Raw genomic sequence first — 16,042 nt, forward strand, 5'->3', positions numbered from 1 at the left:
CTACTGTTTACAAGACTTACAACCTACAGACGTGCTAATATCTATTAGAAAATAAAAATCCCTTGCTCGATTGAACAAGGGATTTATTATAAATACAGTACAATATAATAAGTATACTATCTATTAGAACTTATAACCTACACCAATAGTAAAGTTCATATTTTTTGCAGAACCATCAGCATCACCAAGCTTGGTCAACCCAAATTCACCAGTCAAATCAAAGAAAATCCGACCAATTTCATAAGCAACACCTACACCCAATCCACAATCAAATCTCTTTGCACCATTATCACCGAAGAAATCAGTCTTATTATCTCCTGCTTTATATTTACCGGCAATACCACAAGCAAAATACGGACCGGCTTTAACTACCACATTCTGATTATCAACAACTGCAAATCTAGCTGCAGCAAATACTGGCAATTCCAGATACATAGGAGTAGCTTTTACACCACTAAATTTAGCTCCTTTAGTAGTAAACATTAAAGAAGGCTGGATAGACCACATTTCTGTGAATTGATATTCCATACCAACACCAGCCTGGAAACCTACTTTCATATCCCAACCATCGGAAGTAAAGTTACTCATGTTCATACCAATTTTGGCATTCCAAGAAGTCTGTGAATAAGAAACGATAGAAATCAATGCAAATAGCACGAAAATCAAACCTTTTTTCATATCTTTCAGTTTTTCTTGCTTCCCTCTTCCCCTTGGTCAGCATTATTTAGAGTTCAAAGTGCAGGGAAGAATTTCATAACTTTTCAAGTAATGAAACGCACCCATATTAGTTTTGTGACTGCAAAGGTATTTGATTTATTTTATATAAAAAAGACTTATATAGCAGTTTTTCCTGTGAATATAACTCATCAGCTTCTTACCCAACCATATTTGCCAATGATAATTACACAACTTCCCAGAATCAATCATATACTCCCCCCAAAACAATCATACATTTTCCACACATTTACAATATTTAACCTGCTATCTATTGTTTAATTACGAAAGATTCGTAGATTTGCGAAAGATTCGTAATTAAACAAATATCTTTATGGAAAAATTAAGCATACAAGAAGAAGAGGTAATGATCTACATTTGGGAGTTGCAGAATTGTTTTGTGAAAGATATCGTAGCTAAGTTTCCACAGCCGGCACCTCCTTATACAACAGTAGCATCCATTGTGAAAAACCTGGAACGGAAAGGATATGTAAAACCCAAACGTGTAGGTAACACTTATGAATATACTCCCACGATTCATGAAAATGAGTATAAACGTCATTTTATGAGCGGGGTAGTGCGCAACTACTTTGAAAACTCTTATAAGGAAATGGTATCCTTCTTTGCAAAAGACAATAAAATTTCTGCCAATGACCTGAAAGAAATCATTGACCTGATAGAAAAAGGAAAAGAAGAAAATAAATAATATATATATTGCCATGACTCCGGAACTCGCCTATTTTCTGAAGATTAACGTAGCAATCGCATTGTTCTACGCATTTTATCGGTTGTTCTTTTATAAAGACACCTTCTTCCAGTGGAGACGGACGGCCCTGCTTTGTTTCTTTGTAATTTCTATCTTTTATCCTCTACTGAATATCCAAGAATGGATAAAGGCTAATGAACCTATGGTAGCAATGGCGGATCTTTATGCAACGATCATATTGCCAGAACAGACAATAGTAGTGTCACCAGAAACAAATTTCAATTGGCAAGAGCTACTCACTTTAATTCTGGAATACGTTTATTGGGGAGTTCTATTGCTTCTTTTAGTACGTTTTTTTATTCAATTAGGTTGTATTATACGATTACATATTCAATGCCCTAAAAGTAATATACAAGGAACGAATATCCATCTTTTAAAGAAGGAAAGTGGACCTTTTTCTTTTTTCAATTGGATATTTATATACCCACTTACTCATACGGAATCGGAAATTAGTGAAATAATTACTCACGAAAAGACTCATGCCCGCCAATATCACTCAGTAGATGTACTTATCAGCGAAATAATGTGTATCGCCTGTTGGTTTAATCCCTTTATTTGGCTAATGAAACGCGAAGTCAGAAGCAATCTGGAATATATGGCAGACCATCAAGTATTAAAAACCGGACATGACAGTAAATCATACCAGTACCATTTATTGGGGCTGACTCACCACAAGGCTGCAGCAAATTTATCTAATAGTTTCAATGTTTTACCACTCAAAAATCGAATTAAAATGATGAATAAAAGAAGAACGAAAGGAATAGGAAGAACAAAATATCTAATGTTTCTTCCATTAGCAATACTGCTGATGATTGTCAGCAATATCGAGATGGTGGCACGCACTACCACAAAATTTGCAAAAGAAATGATGGATGAAGTATTTGTGCAATCTACTCCTTCTCCTGCAGAAGTAACGATTCCACAAATACAAGTATCTGAAACTCCCCAAATTGTGAAATCACAACAACAAGTAACTCAACAGCCGGAAGTGACTGCTACTAAAGATACCATTCCGGAAGATGTTCTTTTTGAAGTTGTAGAACAGATGCCCGAATTCCCTGGAGGACTAGAAGCACTTCAGCTGTTTCTGAGAAATAATATAAGATATCCGGAAATAGCTCATGAAAAAGGAACGCAAGGACGGGTAATCGTACAATTCGTTATTAGAAAAGATGGTAGCATATCAGACATAAAAACGATAAACAGTGTAGATCCTTATCTCGACAAAGAAGCCGAAAGAGTCATTTCATGTATGCCGAAGTGGATCCCCGGCAAGCAACGTGGCAAGGCGGTCAGTGTAAAATTTACAATTCCTATTATGTTCCGGTTGAACGGTCCGAAAAAGCCAGAAATAAAATTGAGTGCAATAACCGGACGAGTAGAGAAGCCTCTACCACTGGAAGAAGTGAAAAAGACCGTTCTGTCAGAAGTAGTAGTTACGGGCTATGCCCCTAGTAAAACATCCGAAGAAGAAGCTGTCGCTGATACAATAGAAAAGATGCCCAAATTCCCGGGAGGAGAAGAAGCATTAATGCGATTCATAGCCCAAAACATCAAATATCCGACAATCGCGCAGGAAAATAAAGAACAAGGTAAAGTGATCTTAAGGATGATCGTCGGAAAGGATGGCAAAATATCAAATATAAAGATACAACAGAGCGTATCTCCTTATTTAGATGCAGAAGCTATCCGCGTAATAAGTGAAATGCCGGAATGGGAACCAGGAGAAAACAAAGGGAAACCTGTCAATGTAGAATTTACATTACCTATTACATTCCGCTTACAATAGGTTATAGATAAAATACAGAACATCCTTCCAAAGAAGGATTAAAAAGAAGTTATCTCAATTTTGATATAACTTCTTTTTCTATTATAATTAGGGAAAAAACAAATATTTATTTATATTTGTTGCACACCAAATATAATGTTCATGAAAAAATTCACGTGGATTATAAGTTTTCTGTTTTGTACTATCTGCATAGTGCAAGTAGAAGCAAAAGATAGAGTCATTAAATGTCCTCCTTTTACAGCTTGGAGTTCCACTACCATTGAGATTGAGAAGATCGTCATTAATGACACAGCTACTACATTACATATCAAAGCATTCTATGAACCTAAAAATTGGATAAAAGTTGCAACAGGAAGTTTCCTTAAAGACAATAATGGAACAATATACCCAATACGTAAAGGAGTTGGCATCACATTAGACCAAGAATTTTGGATGCCGGAATCTGGTGAGGCTGAATTTCAGCTCATTTTCCCCCCACTTCCTCCAAACATTACTAGGGTTGATTTTATTGAAGGAAATGATGAAAGAGCATTTAAAATCTGGGGAATTCAGTTAAACAAGAAAGCATTTGAAAAGGAACAATTACCACAAGAGGTGGTTGTGCACAAGATGAATAAGAAAGCAGCTTTACCCATCCCAGAACTATCTTATGGAAATGCTGTATTGAAAGGAAGAATTCTGGATTATCAAAAAGATATGCCAAAGGAATGCAGAATTCATGTGTTCAATCCTGCTTTCAGAGAGGACAACACAAGCTTCCTTAAGATCAATGAAGACGGGACCTTTCAAACAGAAATAGGAATTCCGACAGTTACGAATGTTGTACTAACTTTTTCTTGTGGCAATGTGGTATGTCTTGTAGCTCCACATGAAGAAACATATATTGCAATAAATCCTAAAGAGCTTTGCCGTCAGCAATCACGCCTACAAAGGAAAGCAAAAAGTTACGGAGCCACTGCCTATTTTAAAGGTTATCTCGCTAGTTTGCAACAAGAGTTTTTAACAGTAGATTTAGATATGACACTAGGAAATCACGATTACATGGATTACCTTAAGGCTATTGCCGGAAAAAGTGCAGAGGAATATAAAAATTATATTCTGAGATCTATTCCAACGATCCGAAAAAAGATTGCACAGTCTAAATATAGTGAAGCTTGCAAAGAACTATTAAACATTAAATTAGATATTATAGCAGTATCCTGCATTGCCACTACAATCAGAGATTTAGAATATGCATATATAAAAATCAATAAGCTGGATAGAGAAAAAACTGCCGAATATTTCAAAAACAATCCGATCAATACTCCGAAAGAGTATTATAATGTATTGAAAGAATTCTCATCCATCAACACTACTAAAGCTTTATATAATGATAGGTATGCATCAATGGTGAATTTTTTAAATATTATCCCCGACAAGGAAAATGTACTCAAAGAAGCATTAGGCACAGATAAAGGTGCTTTATTCGACTATATTGAGGTCCAGAAGATTTATTCAGCTTTGAAAGATTTTACACCTTTGACAGCAGAACAGGAAGTTCGATTAAAAAAACTTTCCTCACCTGCTTATACCGAACTGCTTGCTCAAATAAACAAAAAACTGATAGCATCCATCGAATTAAATAAAAAGAAGAGTGGATTCACAGTTAATGAAGCTGGAGAAGTAATCAATGAAGAGTTATTTCCCTCCATCATTTCAAAATACCGGGGACATGTATTAATGGTAGATTTTTGGGCAACCTGGTGCGGTCCATGTCTTAAAGCACAAAAGGCATTGACACCTATGAAAGAAGATTTGAAAGATAAAGATATTATCTATTTATACATTACAGGGGAAACTTCTCCCAAAGAAACCTGGGATAAAATGATACCCGATATTCACGGAGAACATTTTAGACTAAAAGATAATCAATGGGATTATCTGATAGAAAATTTAAAAATTCGAGGAGTACCAACACACTTAATCATCGATCGGGAAGGAAATATATCCTACAGGGAAACCGGATTATCAAAGGCAGAAGTTATCAAAGAACAATTAATGAAAGCTTTAGAGAAATAGAAACTAATATTATATTATCCATAACAATAAAACTACAACCAAATAAGTAAAAGACAAAACCTCATCAAAGTAAGGATAAAACATCCAATACCCACCAGAAGTTATGAAGTTTGGATATTTATCAAAATGAATATTCCAATACTTTTTCGCCCTTAATAAAACAAAATCGCCCATTGAGCATTTTCACGCATCAACGGGCGATTTATTATTCAGAATGATTCTCTAGAAAGCTATATGATAAAATAATTATTTCTGCATTTCTACTATCTGAGTCGGTGCCATTTCTACATTCCGACGGTCTACTTGTCTAACAACACTTGCAGCCAATGACAAGAAAGCGCGACCCGTCACTGTATTCTCGTCCAATGCAACCGGTGTACCGTTATCACCACTTTCACAGATGCTTTGCACAATAGGAATCTGCCCCAGCAAAGGCACATGCATTTCTTCCGCCAGCTTCTTAACTCCCTCCTTACCAAAGAGATAATATTTATTTTCCGGAAGTTCAGCAGGTGTAAACCAAGCCATATTTTCCACTAGACCAAGAATAGGCACATTCACCTTTTCATTTGTAAACATATTAATTCCTTTACGAGCATCAGCTAAAGCAACCGCTTGCGGAGTACTAACAACGATTGCACCTGTCATTGCCAACGTCTGAACAACAGTCAGGTGGATATCACTAGTTCCGGGAGGAAGGTCTATCAGGAAATAATCTAAATCTCCCCATACCGCATCGCCAATTAATTGTTTCAAAGCATTACTTGCCATACCTCCACGCCAGAGAGTAGCCTGATCAGGATCGACAAAGAAACCGATAGACAAAAGCTTTACTCCGTATTTCTCAACTGGAATAATCATATCACGACCATCCACACGCTCTGCATATGGACGAGCATCTTCCACCTGAAACATTTTTGGCATAGAAGGGCCAAAGATATCTGCATCAAGCAACCCCACTTTATAGCCTAGTTTAGCCAATGCAACAGCAAGATTAGCTGATACGGTAGACTTACCAACTCCACCTTTACCAGAAGAAATACCAATAATATTCTTTACTTGCGGAAGTAACTTACCAACTTCCGGACGGGCTGCCTGTTTACTTTCAGTTGCTATTGTTACCTGCACATCCGGAGATACGTAAGTATGAATAGCTGTTTCAGCAGCTTTCAGCATTGATTTCATGAAAGGATCAGTCGGCTTCTCAAAAATTAAAGAGAAACTAACTGACATGCCATCTATGCGAAGATTGTCTGCAACCATCTCCGCTTCTACCAGATTCTTTCCCGTACCGGGATAACGCACTGTTGCCAGTGCATCTAATATTAATTTAGGATAGAGTGTCATAATCTATATTTTTTAATTTATCTACTCACAAAAGTACCTAGCCATATTGTAGTACAATCGGTAACTAATCAGACGGGGTATCATTTAGAAGTCTGCAACCCACTCCGCTTACTACGGTTATAACTACGATACGAATCAAGCTCTATTTCTACATCCGGTTCCTCTAGCCGGCCGTCTTGGGGAAGTCGAAACTTGATATATTTGATGCTTAAACCACGATCAAGCCATTGTTGTTCATAATATGTCTTAATCCCCAAAATATCATCAACCAAATCTGAATGATACAAGTCTTCTGTTATAAAATCAACCGGAAGTTGATTCGTCTCAATCATATACCTAGTATAAGTAAACATAAAGTTACTATCTGTCTTGAGATGAATGATTCCATTCGGTTGCAGAAATTTGCGATACCGCTCCATGAAATAAGTAGAAGTCAGTCTTTTAGTCGCTTTCTTCATTTGAGGATCAGAGAAGGTAAGCCAAATTTCACTCACTTCACCTTCAGCAAAGAAACGTTCGATGATCTCAATATTAGTACGCAAGAAAGCTACATTCTTCATACCCGACTGCAAAGCCTCTGTTGCTCCGGTCCACATACGGGCACCTTTGATATCAACAGCAATGAAGTTTTTCTCCGGAAACATTTTGCCTAATCCGACGGTATATTCACCCCGTCCACAACCAAGCTCAAGCACTATCGGATGATCATTCTTAAAAAACTCCTGATGCCATTTCCCTTTCATGTCAAAAGGCACATTATCTACTGCTGAATAGGGATATTCAAACACGTGTGGATAACTTGCCATATCGGCAAACTTCTCTAATTTATTCTTTCCCATATCATTTCACTGATTAGAGTACAAAGTTACTTACTTTTGACGTAAACGGCAAAAACTATCCTGTATTTGTTAAAAGTAACAAGTGAAAGGGAGATCAGATTCCAATGTAGATATTACGAACCCAAATCAATAATTCAAGAAAGAGAAAGGGGATAAGAATATACTTATTATGCAACAACTTATCAACATATATATAAAGACGGTACAATCGGTTACCACTTGAAAAGGCATCTGTAAAAAGTAGAACAGTCATAACCAACAGAGCCAGCAATACCAAAAAACTATTAGGATTCATTTGTAATGCGTCCAATGGTTGGGCATGAAGCAACATCACAATACCACGAGTTGTACCACATGCAGGACAAGGCAAATGAAAAAAAGATTTCGAGAGACAGGGAGTAAAACCTCCCTGTCCTGCAAAATATAAGTGATAATATAATCCAATATATGCGCACAAACAAAGCAAAGTGCACAATTTATAAAATCCTTTTGGGGACATCTATTTACAGAAATACCTGCAATTTCTTTAGATTTTCCTCACGTGTAGCTTTACTGATCAAGAACCAGTCAATAATAGCCCAGACTCCCAAACCGCCACAAGTGAGCAATTTGCCAACTCCCAATCCAATATTACCAATATAGAAACGGTCGATACCATATGCTCCTAGGAAGATAGAAAGCACCAAAGCTACGGTAGTACTTTTAAACTGCAAGGCTGATATTACAGGCCACTTTGCATCATCCATTTCCAATAATTTTTCTCTAATAATCATATTCTGCTCTTCAGGAAAGTTCTTTCCATTAGTAAGCATAAACATATCAACTTTTTGTGTGTCCATAACATTAAATATAAAATTAATTACTCTACAATAGTCACCCAACCATGTGTATCCGGTTCATCACCATATTGAATACCACGCAGTTTATTATACAACTTCGTACAAATCGGCCCCGGTTTTCCATCTTTAGAGATAACGTATGATTTACCGTTTTCCAAATCATCAATACGTTCAATTGGGCTGATCACCGCAGCCGTACCACAAGCACCTGCTTCTTCAAAAGTTGCAAGTTCTTCTTCAGGCACAGGACGGCACTCTACTTTCAATCCCATATCTTCTGCCAATTGCATCAAACTCTTATTTGTGATAGACGGCAGAATGGAAGTTGATTTCGGAGTGATGTATGTATTGTCTTTGATTCCGAAGAAATTGGCAGCACCACACTCATCAATGTATTTCTTCTCTTTTGCATCCAGATAGAATTCACAGGAATATCCCAACTCATGTGCTTTCTTATTTGCACGCAGACTAGCAGCATAATTTCCGCCTACCTTATAAATCCCTGTGCCCAGAGGTGCCGAACGGTCGAACTCACGAATAATGACATACGGATTAGTAGAGAAGCCACCTTTGAAGTACGGACCTACCGGAGTTACAAATACTACAAACATATATTCATTAGCCGGATGTACTCCTACCTGAGCACTTGTTCCAATCAATAACGGACGAATATATAAAGAAGCACCTGTTTCATAAGGAGGAATAAAACGCTCATTCAACTTCACTACTTTCAAAATAGCTTCCTTGAAACGTTCAGTCGGTAATTCAGCCATCATGATCCCTTGACAAGTAGATTGCAAACGTGCTGCATTTTCTTCCAAACGGAAAATACGTACTTTACCATCTTTACCGCGGAATGCCTTTAATCCTTCAAATGCCTCCTGACCATAGTGCAAACAAGTAGCTGCCATGTGCAAATTAAGGTATTCTTCACTACTAACCTCCAATTCTCCCCACGCACCATTACGGAAATTAATTCTCACGTTGTAATCTGTCTTCATGTATCCAAACGACAGATTCGCCCAGTCTATTTCTTTCATTTCGTTATGTATTAGTTTATTTTCTTGTCCATTGATTCGCAAAAATAGCTTTTATTCTTCAGATTGCCCCTTTTCTTGCAATAATTTTTCCACTTCTCGATCTGCTTTCGTTAGTTTTTCGGTACAAAAGGCAATAATTTCATTTGCTTCCTTGATTTTTTCGCTCAAAATGTCGATATCCAATTCATTGTTGTCAATCTGGCGAACGATCTTTTCAAGACGTTCTATCGCACGGGAATATGTTTCTTTTTTTGCTGCCACGATGATATGTTATTTATGGTTGAAAATGAATATTTTATAAGTTATTAGAAGTAACTACTCAACAACGGAATGAACTTCACCTTTCGACAAACGGGTTACGAGTTCATCACCCGTTTTTAATGAAAAGGCATCCGTCACCGCTTTCCCATCTTTCAGAGTGATGCTATACCCACGTTTCAAAAGTTTGTCCGGCGAAGCATCCATTATACGTTGTTGCAATAACTCCAGCCGATGACGATGACGGGAAAGTAAAGCAAGAGTCATTTGAGTCAAATCCTTTCGGGCCGTTAATAAAGAGAAACGTGCCTCCGAAAGTTTTCGGTGAACAAGTACAGGAATACGGGTTTGAATAGTAACAAGCCTTCTCTGTTCCTGTTCTAGCAATGCATAGGCTCCTTGTTGAATACGAGTTGACAAATCTTCCAAATGTTCCGCTACCTCTGTCACTTGATGAATCAGAAGTTCAGCAGCTGCCGTAGGCGTTTTTACACGCGTATGAGCTACAGAATCGAGTACTGTATCGTCCCGCTCGTGCCCGATACCTGTAATAATCGGCAATGGAAACTGTGCACAGGCCGCTGCCAATAGATAAGTATCAAAGCCGGAAAGATCAGAAGTAGCCCCACCTCCACGTATGATAACGACAACATCAAAGTCGTCAATACGTGCATTAATGCGATCTAAGGCGTCCAATACCGATTCTTCTACTTGATTTCCTTGCATCAGAGCAGGGAAAAGTTCTGTATAGAAAAAGAATCCGCAGGGATTATGCTTCAACTGATGACAAAAGTCACCATATCCTGCTGCTGTAGCGGAAGAGACTACCGCAATACGTTGAGGAAGAAGCGGCATCTCCAATTCCTTGTTCAATGTTAATACCCCTTCCTCTTCCAGTTGCAACAGTATTTCACGACGACGACGTGCCATATCGCCTAACGTATAGGTAGGATCAATATCCAACACTGTCAGACTGTATCCATACAACTCATGAAACTGAACGGTCACTTTCACCAATACTTTGATACCGGAAACAAACAATTGTCCGGTAGCCTGCTCAAAATATGGTTTGAGCAGACGATAAATGTTATTCCAGATCATCCCACGTGCCTTAGCCACAAGATTATTGCTACGCGGATCTTTTTGTACAAACTCCAGATAGCAATGTCCGGTCGTATTGGAACGGACATCACTCAACTCAGCCTGTATCCAATACTCATCAGGAAGACATTGTTCCAGGCTCCGCCGCACCAATGCATTCAGTTCCAGAAGAGAAAGAGAATCCATACGCGTGCCTTTTATCGTTTTTTCTTTATCGTCGATTGGTATGCCTTCCACAAATCAGGAATCCCATACCCATAGATATTATCCGGAAAATCCGCCCGATCCCCTGAATGACGTACCAGTTCGATAATTTCTTTTGCTGTCAACTTCGGACAAGCCTGCCAAAGACAAGCCACCATACCACACATGATCGGAGAAGAGAAAGATGTTCCGTTTGCATGACGAAGATTACCGTCTGTACCCATCACATCAGCCCAAAGCCCAACTGCTACAACATCCGGTTTAACCCGGCCATCCGCAGTATTTCCGATAGAAGAGAATGGAGCCAACAAGCCTTTTTTATCAATTGCACCGACTGTAATTACATTTTCTGCATCTCCCGGAGGAGTTGTTTTTTTCCAGGAATCCATTCCTGAATTGCCGGCACTGCAAACCACCACCATTCCCTTGTCTGCTGCCATTCCTGCTTCACGAGACATCAATGCATAATGTCCGTTCAGATCACGATATCTATAATTCTTCGTCGGATCATCAAATGTATAATAACCAAGAGAAGTATTCACAATGTCTACTCCTACACTATCTGCAAATTCGATAGCCGCTGCCCAATAGTCTTGTTCAACCAGATTCTCTGAGTATTCATCTTCACTACGTAACAACCAGTAAGAAGCTTCAGGAGCAGTACCTATCATCACATTCGGCTGATTCATAGCCATACATGAAAGTACGCACATTCCATGACTACTCTCCGCATAAATATCTGCCTCCGGATTCACAAAATCGCGTGTACCAAGAATACGGATATTATTCATTGCTTCAATCTTATCCGCATTGTGGAACCCTGCATCAATCACAGCAATTGTCATTCCCTGTCCTTTAAAACCGGCTTCATGCAAACGGTTGGCATTACTCATCTGAATCTGAGTAATAGCCGGTCCATACAAACTATCTGTACGCAATGGCTTATTAATCAAAGAGTCTCTTCTCTGGGATTTTTTTGCTTGGCCCTTCCAAACTCTCTCTGTAGAACGTACAAAAGGAAGTTTAGCTATTTCACCGATCAATGTGCTATCATTACATGAAACAGTTACAAAGTTATCCCACTTTCCAGTCACTAGTATATGAACCCCTTTCTCACGGATAGCATCTATATACTTCTTACAAACCGGCAAATCGGTAACATTCACAGATAATCCTTGTTTCTTTCTCCGTTCAATGGATTTCTTGGATAGAAACATCTCGGGTTTCTTTACAGAATAGGTCGTTGCCTTTTTATCCTTCAAACTAATACGATACTTTAAAGTATCAGTAGAAGTAAACTGAGCAGACGCACCTAAGACTATATTCAAAGCGAACGCCAATAATACAAACTTCTTCATAAGTTATCTTTATTTTAAGCTATTAAAAATTTCCATTTTCTAAAATTACCAGCCCAATGCCACGTTGAGAAGCAATAAATGCACCACCTAGCACGCGCTTTCCATCATAAAATACAGCAGATTGCCCAGGTGCAATAGCAGAAGCTGCCTCCAAGAAATGCACCAATAAATGTCCATCTTCCAAGCGTTTCACCCGACAAGACAATGGACGACTCCGATAACGAATCCTTACTGTCAGGTTCTCACATTGGAACAATTCTTGCTCGTCAATAATCTTATCTCGTTCCAACAACATATACTCAGCCTTTAGCTGCTCGGCATCTCCAAGCATTACCGTATTTTTTTGCGGATTGATTTTCAATACATAAGCAGGTTTACCCAAGGCAATCTCTAATCCTTTCCGTTGTCCAATGGTATAATAAGGGGCTCCTTTATGTTGTCCTAATTTGACTCCTTCAGAGCTAACAAACCATCCGGGACCGACTTCACGATCCAACTCAGGACATTGCTCACGGAGAAAATGCCGATAGTCTCCTTTTATAAAACAAACTTCCATACTCTCCCCTTCTTTTGACTTGGCTTCATATCCCTTCCCAGCTAGATACTCACGAACCTTTATCTTTGTATAATTCCCCAATGGGAATATACAGCGTTTCAACACTTCCTGGCTCAATTGCCAAAGAAAATAGGACTGGTCTTTCTTTTCATCATCTCCGGCAACAATGTAAATATGTCCGTCACATTCTTTCAATCGGGAATAATGACCGGTAGCCACCCAAGCACAATCCAACTTATCCGCCCATTCTGTCAATACACGAAATTTAAACAACGGATTGCACATCACACAAGGGTTAGGTGTCCTTCCTTCCTTATATTCGTCAATGAAATTCTTTACTATTGTCTCTTTAAAAGGAATACGTTCATCAGCTACATAATGTTCAATCCCCATTCGTTCGGCCAGCTCCCTGGCATCCTGTGGTTCGTCACCCCATACACGCATGGTGACTCCCACAATCTCGTATCCCTGTTCTTGCAACATCAGACAAGTAGCAGTACTGTCTATACCGCCACTCATACCGACCAATACTCTCTTATTTCGTTCTTTCATCCGAATTTTCTACTGATTATATGGATACAAATGTACAAGTTTATAAGGAGAAAATAAATTAATTCTTTCACTTCCTTCTTTTACTGTTTAAAGAATTTGCTTTTCCTATAATACAAGTGTATCTTTGTAGTAGAAACTATTGTTCCCAGACGTACATCCGGGGATATCTTTTTATGTAGTATACAAAGAAAAGAGTAGTAAGTAATAACCATTAATGTCGATTCCGTATCAAGTACGTAAGAAAGTGAATTTCCTAAAAGGAGAAAAAGAAGAGTTATGGTACGCTGTACCCAAATAGTTACAAAAGAAAGGAAGTAAAACAGAAAAGAATATTGCACGAATGATTGCCCAACGGATAGAATTACACCGTGTATCGCGCATGTATTTCGTTGCCGACCGCAAAGTAAACAAACGTTTGAAAGAAGAGACTTGCCACCGAATTCCTTTTAAATATCATCTTCCGGAAAATGTACTGACGAAAGAAATGGAAATCTGCGATATAGAAGATGAAAAGTCTGAAACGAAAGTGGAAGACTAAATAATTGATGCAAAAACTAAAAACGCTACAAAGTGATGACTATCCTGCTATAATAAGAATATGCAGAGAAGATAACGCATCCGAAACAAATGAATAAAAGGAAATAAGTTTATAAAATATTATTAATTGAGCTTATCTAAGCTGCAAAAAGGCTTGCTTTTTTAATATAATATTCATATATTTGAGATATACTTAAAAAGTAAACACAATTATGGCTAATCCAAAATTACCGGGTATTCCCGCAAGTGAACAGGCCTTATTGTATGCCAAGCTCAATGAATACAATCGAGGAAGAACTTCTTTCAAGGAAGCGGGGGTTTATTTGGTAGTATTGCCTAAACCGGGAAAATCCAATTACTCGCTGTGGCACTATTCCCCCTTGCTTGAAAAACAATCTATCATTTATATACATGATTTGTCACCAGATATCAATGAATCATTGAGAATGGCTAGCACCATGCTTTATTACTCACAGCGTTGTCTTATCCTCGTAGAATATAATGAAAAGAGAATGCAGAGTAATGGTGACGATCTTATCTCTTTCGGAAAATACCGCGGGCATTTTCTGCATGAAATTTTAAAAATAGATCCACCATATCTCAGCTGGATTGCCTATAAATTTACTCCTAAAACTCCCAAGCAAGAACGGTTCGTGAAAATAGCTCAAGTCTATCATTCTATACATTTGGACTTTATGTTACGTAAAGTCAAAGAAACGCGGCGTGAAAGCCGTTATCTAGGTGAACCTGGTGAAAAACTGACAGACTTGAGTTTGAAAGTGATGAGAGTAAGACTAGAGGACAACCCATATAAAACAAGATTGAATGGCAACATTCCACAATTCTATGTCAAACAGATTTTGACTTTGAACGACGCCAGTGGTAATTCTGTGATTATGACGATTTCATCGAAAAATCCCAGTTCTGTATCATGTACCCTGTCTGGATTAGAGCATGAATACGAACCGGGACAAATTGTGTATGTAACATCTGCGCGAATTTCACACATATATGAAAGTCATGGGGTTAAATATACACGCCTCAGCCATGTCAAGCTGGCTAATTTCAACGCTTTGTCCAATCATCCTTGACGAAACTTGCAGGATAAGAGATCCTATCCACTACTCCATCTTTCTGACGAATCCAGGAAGTAAAAGTACGTGTACCTTCATTTAACTCTATGACGCGGGCTCCATTCGGCAAATGATTATATTCCGTATTCCCACCGGTAAAACGCCCGTAAGCCAATAATATATCTTTCCACATCACTGCGTAATCGTTATCATGATCGTGACCAACGAAAACACCCATCACATCTCCTGCTTCTTTCATTGCCGCAAACATTCCTGTATTCAACTTAGGAGCACAAGCCTCTTCCATTCGGGTGCCACGAAGGATGGCGTTCTCATTAGATGCTGCTTCATTATATTCCGGCAAGGGTATATGGAAAAAAGCTAGTGCAGGTAATGGTTTCCCGGCATTTTGTGCAGTATAAGCTGCACTTTGCTCACGATACCAAGCTATCTGGTCAAAAGTCAGCCAGGCATAACCTTTTACATCCTTCAACGGGGAATAAGAATGAGAATCCATGCAATAAAGGATTGCTGCATCCTTTTTCGCATCCGAAGATGCTTTCACTGTTAAGACATAGTCCGGAGAAAGAACGTCTCCCCTGTCAGGTAATATATTACTAGGGACTTTCCGAATAACATCGTATAATTGCTCACGAGTCATTTTCTGTTCATTATCATGATTACCGAAAGTGACAACAAAAGGAATTTTACGTTTACTCACCGGTTCAAGCACCTGCAATAGTCCTGAATCTGCCGGAGCTGAGTAGACTACGTCTCCGGTAAAAACTACCAAATCCGGACGTTCAGCGTCAAGCACTTCATTAATACGTTCCAATGCGATGTCAGAAGCGTGATTCTTGTATTTGAAATGAACATCAGTAAACTGCACTATCTTAAATTTACCTTCTTTATTAAATTTCAATTCAACCTTCTGAGCCCAACAGAAAGTTCCCATCAAAAGAGAAATTAATAACAGAAATATTTTTAAAGGTCGGTTCATAATCATTTATT

The 16,042-nt window shown here is 38.4% G+C and carries 16 protein-coding genes; 5 read left to right on the forward strand and 11 right to left on the reverse strand.

The features are described from left to right. Positions 1 to 123 precede the first annotated feature (123 nt). Complete coding sequence (locus CZ225_RS20735) at positions 124 to 678, reverse strand: porin family protein (protein WP_077155320.1); 555 nt, start codon at positions 676 to 678, stop codon at positions 124 to 126. Between the two features lie 370 nt (positions 679 to 1,048). On the opposite strand from CZ225_RS20735, the gene CZ225_RS20740 reads away from it, so the two are divergent. The 3 genes from CZ225_RS20740 (at position 1,049) to CZ225_RS20750 (ending at position 5,327) form a co-directional block, all read left to right on the forward strand. Next, positions 1,049 to 1,420, forward strand: coding sequence for a BlaI/MecI/CopY family transcriptional regulator (locus CZ225_RS20740; RefSeq protein ID WP_077155321.1), 372 nt, complete (start codon positions 1,049 to 1,051; stop codon positions 1,418 to 1,420). A gap of 13 nt (positions 1,421 to 1,433) precedes the next feature. Further along, positions 1,434 to 3,269, forward strand: coding sequence for a M56 family metallopeptidase (locus CZ225_RS20745; protein WP_077155322.1), 1,836 nt, complete (start codon positions 1,434 to 1,436; stop codon positions 3,267 to 3,269). Positions 3,270 to 3,410: 141 nt separating this feature from the next. Then, positions 3,411 to 5,327, forward strand: coding sequence for a TlpA family protein disulfide reductase (locus CZ225_RS20750; protein WP_077155920.1), 1,917 nt, complete (start codon positions 3,411 to 3,413; stop codon positions 5,325 to 5,327). A gap of 246 nt (positions 5,328 to 5,573) precedes the next feature. Here CZ225_RS20750 and CZ225_RS20755 read toward each other — a convergent pair whose 3' ends face one another. The 9 genes from CZ225_RS20755 to mnmA all read right to left on the reverse strand — a co-directional run bounded on the left by CZ225_RS20755 (position 5,574) and on the right by mnmA (position 13,421). After that, the gene (locus CZ225_RS20755; RefSeq protein ID WP_077155323.1) at positions 5,574 to 6,674 is read right to left on the reverse strand and encodes an Mrp/NBP35 family ATP-binding protein; all 1,101 of its coding nucleotides are present in this window, start codon (positions 6,672 to 6,674) and stop codon (positions 5,574 to 5,576) included. 80 nt (positions 6,675 to 6,754) lie between these two features. After that, positions 6,755 to 7,513, reverse strand: coding sequence for a tRNA (guanosine(46)-N7)-methyltransferase TrmB (gene trmB, locus CZ225_RS20760; protein ID WP_077155324.1), 759 nt, complete (start codon positions 7,511 to 7,513; stop codon positions 6,755 to 6,757). Between the two features lie 94 nt (positions 7,514 to 7,607). Beyond that, the gene (locus tag CZ225_RS20765) at positions 7,608 to 8,012 is read right to left on the reverse strand and encodes a DUF2752 domain-containing protein (RefSeq protein ID WP_077155325.1); all 405 of its coding nucleotides are present in this window, start codon (positions 8,010 to 8,012) and stop codon (positions 7,608 to 7,610) included. Between the two features lie 4 nt (positions 8,013 to 8,016). Further along, on the reverse strand, positions 8,017 to 8,352 hold the full coding sequence (locus CZ225_RS20770; RefSeq protein ID WP_077155326.1) for a TM2 domain-containing protein: 336 nt from the start codon (positions 8,350 to 8,352) through the stop codon (positions 8,017 to 8,019). A 20-nt stretch (positions 8,353 to 8,372) separates the two neighbouring features. Then, positions 8,373 to 9,404, reverse strand: coding sequence for a branched-chain amino acid aminotransferase (locus CZ225_RS20775; protein ID WP_262352008.1), 1,032 nt, complete (start codon positions 9,402 to 9,404; stop codon positions 8,373 to 8,375). A 39-nt stretch (positions 9,405 to 9,443) separates the two neighbouring features. Next, entirely contained in the window at positions 9,444 to 9,653 is a 210-nt protein-coding gene (gene xseB, locus CZ225_RS20780) for an exodeoxyribonuclease VII small subunit (protein WP_077155328.1), read from the reverse strand. A gap of 54 nt (positions 9,654 to 9,707) precedes the next feature. Next, positions 9,708 to 10,937, reverse strand: a complete 1,230-nt coding sequence (xseA, locus tag CZ225_RS20785; protein WP_077155329.1) for an exodeoxyribonuclease VII large subunit — start codon at positions 10,935 to 10,937, stop codon at positions 9,708 to 9,710. A gap of 11 nt (positions 10,938 to 10,948) precedes the next feature. Beyond that, positions 10,949 to 12,313, reverse strand: coding sequence for a S8 family peptidase (locus CZ225_RS20790; protein WP_077155330.1), 1,365 nt, complete (start codon positions 12,311 to 12,313; stop codon positions 10,949 to 10,951). Between the two features lie 22 nt (positions 12,314 to 12,335). After that, complete coding sequence (gene mnmA, locus CZ225_RS20795; RefSeq protein WP_077155331.1) at positions 12,336 to 13,421, reverse strand: tRNA 2-thiouridine(34) synthase MnmA; 1,086 nt, start codon at positions 13,419 to 13,421, stop codon at positions 12,336 to 12,338. Between the two features lie 340 nt (positions 13,422 to 13,761). Between mnmA and CZ225_RS23970 the strand changes: the two genes are divergently transcribed. After that, positions 13,762 to 13,959: a hypothetical protein gene (locus CZ225_RS23970; protein ID WP_077155332.1), complete on the forward strand. Its 198-nt coding sequence runs from the start codon at positions 13,762 to 13,764 to the stop codon at positions 13,957 to 13,959. Between the two features lie 211 nt (positions 13,960 to 14,170). Further along, complete coding sequence (locus CZ225_RS20805; protein ID WP_077155333.1) at positions 14,171 to 15,049, forward strand: exodeoxyribonuclease X C-terminal domain-containing protein; 879 nt, start codon at positions 14,171 to 14,173, stop codon at positions 15,047 to 15,049. Here CZ225_RS20805 and CZ225_RS20810 read toward each other — a convergent pair. Next, positions 15,024 to 16,031, reverse strand: a complete 1,008-nt coding sequence (locus CZ225_RS20810) for a metallophosphoesterase family protein (RefSeq protein WP_077155921.1) — start codon at positions 16,029 to 16,031, stop codon at positions 15,024 to 15,026. The two genes, CZ225_RS20805 and CZ225_RS20810, sit on opposite strands and share 26 nt — an antisense overlap. Positions 16,032 to 16,042 lie beyond the last annotated feature (11 nt).

This window comes from Bacteroides bouchesdurhonensis (genome assembly GCF_900155865.1).
GTDB lineage: Bacteria > Bacteroidota > Bacteroidia > Bacteroidales > Bacteroidaceae > Bacteroides > Bacteroides bouchesdurhonensis.